The 3,851-nt window shown below is 71.0% G+C and carries 3 protein-coding genes and 1 pseudogene; all 4 read left to right on the forward strand.

What is annotated here, in order from left to right; all coding sequences use genetic code 11:
* Positions 1 to 473, forward strand: a 473-nt coding sequence (locus tag BGO91_RS05285; RefSeq protein ID WP_366925292.1) for an ATP-binding protein, incomplete at its 5' end; no start/stop codon positions are given.
* Positions 470 to 1,159 carry a response regulator transcription factor gene (locus BGO91_RS05290; protein ID WP_290471825.1) on the forward strand — a complete coding sequence of 230 codons (690 nt, stop codon included), beginning with the start codon at positions 470 to 472 and terminating at the stop codon, positions 1,157 to 1,159. The genes BGO91_RS05285 and BGO91_RS05290, both read left to right, overlap by 4 nt.
* Before the next feature lie 63 nt (positions 1,160 to 1,222).
* Positions 1,223 to 2,251 (forward strand): aldehyde reductase, encoded by a 1,029-nt coding sequence (locus tag BGO91_RS05295; RefSeq protein WP_290471826.1) that lies wholly within the window; start codon positions 1,223 to 1,225, stop codon positions 2,249 to 2,251.
* 320 nt (positions 2,252 to 2,571) lie between these two features.
* Positions 2,572 to 3,851 (forward strand): annotated as a pseudogene (locus BGO91_RS05300) (DNA-directed RNA polymerase subunit beta); the annotation flags it as partial.

A 3,851-nucleotide genomic window follows, 5' to 3' on the forward strand; every position in this document is an offset into this window, starting at 1 on the left:
CCGACGCCCGCCGCGCGGTGGCGGCGCTGCGCGATCCCGACGCGGTCGTCGCCGCACCGGTGGAGCCGGAGGCGTTCGCCGTGTCGCTCGCCGACCTGATCGGCGCGCACCGTGCTCTCGGCGGCGCGGCGGCCCTCACGGCCACCGGCAGCCCGAGACGACTCTCCGCCGCCCAGGCCGCCGCACTCCGGCGCGCGCTGCAGGAGGCCCTCAGCAACGCCCGCAAACACGCGCCCGGCCAACCGGTGCAGGCGGACCTCGCCTGGCAAGATGACCGGGTGACCCTCCGCATCACCAACCCGCTGACCGGCTCGCCGACGGCCGGGACCGGCGCGGCGCTCGCCCGCAGCGGCGGCGGGCACGGCCTCGAGGGGATGCGCGAGCGCTTCGCCGCCCTCCCGCTCGGCGGCACGGCCACGGCCGGCGCCGAAGGCGACCGCTTCGCGGTGACGGCTGAGGCGAGGCTCGCGTGAGCGACCCGCAGCGCACGATCCGGGTGATCGTCGCGGATGACCAGGCGATCATCCGCGACGGCCTCGTCACCGTGCTCGGGCTGCTGCCCGACATCGAGGTCGTGGGGGAGGCCGCCGACGGCGAGCAGGCGGTCGCGCTCGCCGTGGCGCAGCGCCCGGACGTCGCCCTGATGGACCTGCGGATGCCGGGCGTGGACGGCGTGGCCGCCACCGAGCGCATCGCGCGGGACGCACCGGCCACCGCCGTCCTCGTCCTCACGACGTACGCCGACGACGAGTCCATCCTCTCCGCGCTCCGGGCCGGCGCGCGCGGCTACCTGACGAAGGATGCCGGCCGCGCCGAGCTCGCCGCCGCGGTCCGCGCCGTCGCGAGCGGGCAGTCCACTTTCGCGCCGGAGGTCGGCGCGCGCATCGTCAGCTCCCTCACCTCGGCGCCGCCCGCTCCCGCTGCGGCTGCCGCCGTGGCTCCCGGCATCGCACGCGGTGCGGCCCTCGTCGCGCGGTTTCCTTCCCTCACCCCGCGCGAAGCGGAGGTGCTGGCGCTCGTGGGCGACGGCAAGAGCAACCCCGAGATCGCGGCCGCCCTGTTCGTGAGCGTCGCGACCGTGAAGACCCACATCAACGCCATCTTCGCGAAGCTCGCCGTCCGCGACCGCGCCCAGGCGATCGCCCTCGTCCGCTCCTGACGCGGCCGGTCGCGCCGCTCCGTCCCGCTACCGCTCCCCCCGCCACGGGAGGAGGATGGGCCCATGGTGGACCGGGTGCTGGTGACGGGCGGATCGGGGTTCGTGGGCGCGCACTGCGTGGCGACCCTCCTCGAGGCGGGCTACGACGTGCGCACCACCGTCCGCTCGCCGGCCCGGGCGGCCGACGTCCGCGCCCAGCTCGCCGTCGCGGGCATCGACGAGCCCGACGAGCGCCTGACCTTCGCGATCGCCGACCTGACCGCGGACGCGGGGTGGGACGAGGCGGTGGCGGGATGCCGGTACGTGCTGCACGTCGCCTCCCCGTTCCCGACCCGCCAGCCCAAAGACCCGGGCGAGCTGATCGTCCCCGCCCGCGACGGCGCCCTGCGCGTGCTCCGGGCCGCCAGGGACGCCGGAGTGGAACGCGTGGTGCAGACCTCCTCCTTCGCGGCGATCGGCTACGGGCACGAGCCGACGGAGCGCGCCTTCACCGAGGAGGACTGGACCGAGCTCGACAGCGGCCGGCCGGTGAGCCCCTACGCCCGCTCCAAGACGATCGCCGAGCGCGCGGCCTGGGACTTCGCCGGACGGGAGGGCGGAGCGCTGCAGCTCGCGACCGTCAACCCGGTGGGGATCCTCGGACCCGTCCTCGGCCCCGACGTGTCGAGCTCGATCGAGCTGATCCGGCTGGTGCGCGACGGCCGCCTCCCGCGTCTGCCCGACGTCTGGTTCGGCATCGTCGATGTGCGCGACGTCGCCGCCCTTCACCTGCTCGCCATGACCAGGCCCGAGGCGGTCGGTCAGCGCTTCCTCGCCATCGCGGGGGAGGTGATGAGCGCGCCCCAGGTCGCGCGGTTCATCCGGGGACGCCTCGGCGAGGAGGCCGGCCGGCGCGTCCCGACGAAGGTCATGCCCGAGTGGATGCTGCGCGTCGCTGCACCGGTCAGCCGCACCGTCCGCGACGCCCTGCCCGACATCGGCGTGCGGCGCCGGGCGACCTCCGAGAAGGCGCGGACGCTGCTCGGCTGGGAGCCCCGATCGCGCGAGACGGCGCTCGCGGCGACGGTCGACACCCTCCCGGCCCGGCGCTGAGAACCCCGGGATTCCGCGGATCCCGACGGAATAGGAGCCGTCCGCGCGGGGTTATACAGCACATTCCCACTTCGGGTCAAGAAAAGACTGGACACGGCGCGCCCTTTTGACATATAGTTGTTCTTTGCGCTCCCAGTCAGATCTTTCGCCTTCATATTGCGGTCGGCTTCGTCTTTCCCCGCGCGCGTCTGGGCCCGTCACCGGGTCAGATACGGCGCCGCGATCTCTGGGAGTGGTTGTTCATTCAACACTCGTCCTCACACCGACATCATCACTGACCGACAGTAACGGGCCCGGCGGGGTCCACGGAGGTTATTTCCTTGGCTGCTGCGCGCAACGCAACCAACACTGACAAGACACCCAAGAACGGACGAGGCGCATCCCGTCTCTCGTTCGCCAAGATCACGGACACCCTGACGGTTCCCGATCTGCTCGCTTTGCAGACCGAGAGCTTCGACTGGCTGGTCGGCAACGACGCGTGGAAGGCCCGCGTCGCCGAAGCCGAGGCCCAGGGTCGCCAGGATCTGCCCGGTAGCACCGGCCTCGAGGAGATCTTCGAGGAGATCTCTCCCATCGAGGACCTCGGCGAGACCATGCAGCTCTCGTTCACGAACCCGTTCCTCGAGGAGAAGAAGTACTCGATCGACGAGTGCAAGGAGAAGGGCAAGACCTACGCCGCCCCGCTCTACGTCGAGGCCGAGTTCATGAACCACCTCACCGGTGAGATCAAGACTCAGACCGTCTTCATGGGCGACTTCCCGCTCATGACGGAGCGAGGCACCTTCATCATCAACGGCACCGAGCGTGTCGTCGTGTCGCAGCTCGTCCGCTCGCCGGGCGTCTACTTCGAGGCCACGGCCGACAAGACCAGCGACAAGGACATCTACTCGGCGCGCATCATCCCGAGCCGCGGTGCGTGGCTCGAGTTCGAGATCGACAAGCGCGACCAGGTGGGCGTGCGCATCGACCGCAAGCGCAAGCAGTCCGTCACCGTCTTCCTCAAGGCGCTCGGCCTGACCAGCGAGGAGATCCTCTCCGAGTTCGCCGGCTTCCAGTCGATCGAGCTGACCCTGGAGAAGGACGCCATCCTCACCAAGGAGGAGGCGCTCAAGGACATCTACCGCAAGCTGCGTCCGGGCGAGCAGGTCGCCGCCGAGGCCGCGCGTGCGCTCCTCGACAACTTCTACTTCAACCCGAAGCGCTACGACCTCGCGAAGGTCGGCCGCTACAAGATCAACCGCAAGCTCGGCCTCGAGGCCCCGCTGTCGGACTCGGTGCTGACCGTCCAGGACATCATCGCGACGATCAAGTACCTGGTCTCCCTGCACGACGGCCGCTCCACCTTCTCGGGCCTCCGCGGCGGCCAGCCCGCCGAGATCCGCCTGGACGTAGACGACATCGACCACTTCGGCAACCGTCGCATCCGCGCGGTCGGCGAGCTGATCCAGAACCAGGTCCGCACCGGCCTCTCCCGCATGGAGCGCGTCGTCCGCGAGCGCATGACCACGCAGGACATCGAGGCGATCACGCCGCAGACCCTGATCAACGTGCGCCCCGTCGTCGCCGCGATCAAGGAGTTCTTCGGAACGTCGCAGCTGTC

It is taken from the genome of Leifsonia sp. 71-9 (assembly GCF_001898805.1).
Taxonomy (GTDB): Bacteria; Actinomycetota; Actinomycetes; order Actinomycetales; family Microbacteriaceae; genus Leifsonia.

What these genes read in the sequence shown, in the direction of transcription:
- BGO91_RS05295 (WP_290471826.1), top strand. Translation starts at nt 1,223, where the DNA reads ATGGTGGACCGGGTGCTGGTGACGGGCGGATCGGGGTTCGTGGGCGCG.